This is a genomic window from Pseudomonas sp. PB103, assembly GCF_009764635.1.
In the GTDB taxonomy this organism is placed as follows: domain Bacteria; phylum Pseudomonadota; class Gammaproteobacteria; order Pseudomonadales; family Pseudomonadaceae; genus Aquipseudomonas.
In genome coordinates this window covers 1-3,234 of record NZ_RWIL01000151.1, presented here as the reverse complement: position 1 = coordinate 3,234, position 3,234 = coordinate 1, and the positions used below count along the sequence as shown (strand labels likewise).

Genomic DNA, 3,234 nt, shown 5'->3' with positions numbered 1-3,234 from the left:
CTTGATCATCTTCACGACTTGCAGCTTGAAGCTGTCGTCGAATGCCCTGCGTTTTTTGGTCATGAATAACTCCTCGATAGATGTATTTTCCACCTATCGGGGTGTCCGGGGAAATTAGACCACTACAAAGCCGCCGACCGCGCCTTCGCCCACTACTTTCCGCCTACCGTCGACAAACTGTTCAAACGCCGCAAAAGCGGACTCTTCACTATCTCAACAGGCATTGACCCGGAAGCCCTCCTGGCCAACGCCTCCGAAGACATGCTGTCCATCAGCGCCATCGCCGCCAAATTAGCGGACGACGTAGAGGGCTCGAACCGCTCAGTGGCACTCGCCCTGAGCAGAATCGCCGATGGTGCACAGCTCATGGTCGAGTGCGCTTTGGACCATCTGGAAGATTTGATAGCGGCGAGAGCGAGACAGACAGTGAAAACTTAAGATACGTCCAAGGGACGGATAAAATCCGTCCCTTATTCGACCACTTGGATATAGCTGAGACTTACAACTCTATTCATCAATCAAAATGGCGCTCGCTAATAACCAAGCTGTAACCGTCTTTTTTCCAAAAAAAGTCACTTGGTAGAACAGTCCCTCATCCCCACGATGGTAATCATTTAGAACTACTTTATCTCCCTTAATCAAATAAGATTGTTTCTGATCAAAACTCTCACTAGATTTTTTTTCATAGAAATGAGTCTTTTCGATTGCCACTGTAGCCCTGACTGGAACAGCTTCACCAGGCCTTACAAGAACCGGAGGAGCACAAGATTTCTCATTGCACGTTTCTACTCGCTCTAATTTTTCTGAAAATTGCTCTCTTTGCTCACAGAAAAAGAAATCTTTTGCATTAATCGAATAGCAGGCCGTATCTTTCCTACTTTTCGGCCCATCCATATACTCGCTTATGATTTTATCATTTAAAAACTCTGGATTAGTTACCATTTTTATGGAAGATGGCTTAAACCTACCAGAAGCCTCATCAAAGACGAACATAGAAAAACTCTCATTCACATCATTTTCTGAATATTTAAGCGCAATCACACACACATCAGAGTCAGTAACCGAGCCAACAAAGGCTGAAAGGTCTTCATCCTGCTCATCGAGATTTAAACTGTAGCGCTTACCGGAAGAGGTCCTTATGCCAACTTTCCCATTCCGAAGCTGAATAATTGAATCATTCCCTACACATGGAACCCCAATGCTGCTCTCACTCTGCTGCCTTATCGTGACATGTTGAAAATCAGCATAGCAAGACGTGGCAGCGAACAGAGAGCCGAGTATAAGCAGCGATATATATTTCACTTCATAGCCTCATTTATGTTTTTGAAACAGTTCTTGCCTTTCAGAGTAAAAAGGGGACAGAGGTATTCAAATATAAAATAAACATATCCCCTTTTCACTTATGCGTACCCTTTGCCGAATCGCCGATCGTGTGCAACTCTTGGAGGGCCGTGCGTTTGACTATATGGAAGAGTTAATGGCAACGAGGCGAAAAATTTAAATAATCCGTCCCATTTGGTACTTTTGATTAGTCGAGCAGAACAAATAAATCTGTCACCTTTCGCGCCCTTTACTAATTTAACTTCTCGACCCTGACTCCTAAATTAATTCAATCTTTCCTTAACCCTACCAGGAGTTTTACTTTCCATATTTTTCTTCCTCAGCGCACTAATGTATTCAGCATAGTATTGTTTAGCCTCATTTTTCTTTCCAAGCGCCCATAGAGAGTCAGCAACGTTGAGCTTTAACGGCACCCTGTCCGGCGCGACAACTAATAAACGGTCATAAATCTGCATCGCTAAAAGATGTTCACCTGCCTGAGCAAAATAAAACCCCATATCGTTATATTCAGATATATTTTTCTCAGGGGGATAACATGCCATATAAGAGGGAATACCCATGAAAATATAATCCCTCAGAAATCTGGCGCGCGATTGATTTTCAGCATCCCGCAAGGCATCAGTAATTAGAAGCTTTGGAGGCTTACCTTCTTGAGAAAAATCAAATAACTCCCCCCTGGAAGTTTTCCACTTTCCATTTTGCCACGTCCCTTCACACTGCTGCACTGATCCTATATTTTTAATGCAGCCGGTTTCCATTGAAATCACGTCACAATATGCCTGCGAAGAAATAAAACTATTACCCTTGTCATCCACCACCTCCCCAGCGTCAGTTCGTTGAATTATCAAGTATTTTTTATATGGAGAAAGAGAATCCGTATCAGGGTTTGCTACTATCCCGTCCTCCGATGGCTCCATTCCAATAGGAACGGCATATACTTTAAACGACACTGACATAGCGCTATATTCTATATTACTCCAGCCGCCGTATTTTTTATCGAAGCTTCTAGCACTCAAAGAAGTACCTTTCACCCCTTTTACTTCCATAGCCACTGCATCTGCATGAGCCGTCTGCATGGACAAAAAACAAGAAACCACAAGTACAAAAAATATATTAAACATTCAGCGCAGCCTTTAATTTAATAAACCTTGGCCCAGGATCCGTCATCTCAGGGTGACCCGGCCCGTAAATATCTACAATCCGTCGCTCATATAGGGGGTGGAAAAAATGGGAAGAGACCGCGTATTTCGGATCATTACTAAAATGTGGGCTTTCCCCATTTTCACCCCAAAGACATGCTATCCATCTGCGCGATAGCTGCCAAATTAGCCGACGACGTCGAAGGTCCGAACCGCTCCGTGGCGTTGGCCCTCAGCCGAATCGCCGATAGTGCGCAGCTTATGGTAGAGCGTGCGCTGGACACCTGGAAGAATTGCTTGCGGTGAGGCAGGACGGGAAAAAGGAAGAGGTGTCCGCGGGACGGATTAGAAAATAAATCCGTCCCCGTTGATTCTGCGCACGGCAACCTTGGGTATGTTGTTCTCAGCCACGACGTGAGTTGTTTTCACCAACGATGCGATAAATGCTTTCTGTACCGTCGAGTTCGATGAAAAAACTTTGACGAAGTCAGCGAAGTTGTTAGCCGGGCATTGCTGTTCGGTAGAGGCGAAGGCGCTTGCGCACAGGCCGGTGCTCAACAATGCGGTGGAAAGCCACTGAGTTAGCCTGCTTGTTGCCATGCCGCAACTCGGTACCGCAAAAAAAAAGTTTCAACAGTGTTCATCCTTGAGTCATTCAGGTTTTGCGTTGGGTGAATCGGGTGATGCATTGCTTCGGCCTGTTCATTTCCCAGTAAGTGCTGAGCAACACTTTGCGTTTTTTGTCGACGCGCAG

Annotated in this window: 3 protein-coding genes and 2 pseudogenes; 2 read left to right on the top strand and 3 right to left on the bottom strand. The window is 45.2% G+C overall.

Annotated elements, in window-relative coordinates:
* Positions 1–126: 126 nt before the first annotated feature.
* Positions 127–438, top strand: a pseudogene (locus tag EJA70_RS31205) (DUF6124 family protein); the annotation flags it as partial.
* Positions 439–507: 69 nt separating this feature from the next.
* Here EJA70_RS31205 and EJA70_RS26925 read toward each other — a convergent pair.
* Entirely contained in the window at positions 508–1,302 is a 795-nt protein-coding gene (locus EJA70_RS26925; RefSeq protein ID WP_158834950.1) for a hypothetical protein, read from the bottom strand.
* A 302-nt stretch (positions 1,303–1,604) separates the two neighbouring features.
* The gene (locus tag EJA70_RS26920; protein WP_158834947.1) at positions 1,605–2,462 is read right to left on the bottom strand and encodes a type IV pilus biogenesis/stability protein PilW; all 858 of its coding nucleotides are present in this window, start codon (positions 2,460–2,462) and stop codon (positions 1,605–1,607) included.
* A gap of 168 nt (positions 2,463–2,630) precedes the next feature.
* On the opposite strand from EJA70_RS26920, the pseudogene EJA70_RS31485 reads away from it, so the two are divergent.
* A pseudogene (locus EJA70_RS31485) lies at positions 2,631–2,786 on the top strand (DUF6124 family protein); the annotation flags it as partial.
* A 39-nt stretch (positions 2,787–2,825) separates the two neighbouring features.
* On the opposite strand, the gene EJA70_RS26915 reads toward EJA70_RS31485, so the two are convergent.
* On the bottom strand, positions 2,826–3,080 hold the full coding sequence (locus EJA70_RS26915) for a hypothetical protein (protein ID WP_158834945.1): 255 nt from the start codon (positions 3,078–3,080) through the stop codon (positions 2,826–2,828).
* Between the last annotated feature and the right edge of the window lie 154 nt (positions 3,081–3,234).

What these genes read in the sequence shown, in the direction of transcription:
- EJA70_RS26920 (WP_158834947.1), bottom strand. Translation starts at nt 2,462, where the DNA reads ATGTTTAATATATTTTTTGTACTTGTGGTTTCTTGTTTTTTGTCCATG.
- EJA70_RS26915 (WP_158834945.1), bottom strand. Translation starts at nt 3,080, where the DNA reads ATGGCAACAAGCAGGCTAACTCAGTGGCTTTCCACCGCATTGTTGAGC.